1 protein-coding gene is annotated in these 533 nt (G+C 37.7%); it reads right to left on the bottom strand.

From position 1 onward, the window contains the following. Window positions 1–51 precede the first annotated feature (51 nt). Window positions 52–533 (bottom strand): DegV family protein (locus V7150_RS26250; protein WP_335524199.1); only part of this gene is annotated, 482 nt, incomplete at its 5' end.

The raw sequence follows: 533 nt of genomic DNA, 5'->3' as shown, positions 1-533 counted from the left end.
GCAGGAAATTTCCTGCACCTTCTACCTATTCAAGGAATGTAATCGAGTCCTTTATTCGCATACCCATGACAGTCCAACTGTTCCAACACCCGTATGAACACCTGCGACTGGAATAAGCATCAATATTTCTGTTTCAATTGCTGGGATCGTTTCGTTGATATTATTTTCAAGCTCGGTTGCTTTTTTTATGTCATTCGCATGGACGATGACCACTTTTCGAACAGATTTTGTTTCAAGGTCTTCCTTCAATTTGTTTACCAGCCAAGCGATAGCCTTTTTTTCGGTTCGGACTTTATCTTTTATTTTTGCAGCGCCATCTTCAATAGCTAAGATTGGTTTGATATTAAATAGAGAAGCTATTAATTTTTGGCTGCCTGATACCCGGCCGCTTTTGTGAAGCTGGTCTAGATTTGATGGAACTAAAAACAAACGGGTATATTCCCTTAATGCATTTAATTGTGTAACCACTTCATCTGCTTCAATCCCTTGATTTACTAATTCGATTCCTTTTTTAATTATATATGAAAGAGGAT

Origin of the sequence: Neobacillus drentensis, assembly GCF_036965245.1 — a bacterium.
GTDB classification, from domain to species: Bacteria; Bacillota; Bacilli; order Bacillales; family Cytobacillaceae; genus Neobacillus; species Neobacillus drentensis_G.
This window is presented reverse-complemented; position numbering and strand designations above follow the sequence as displayed.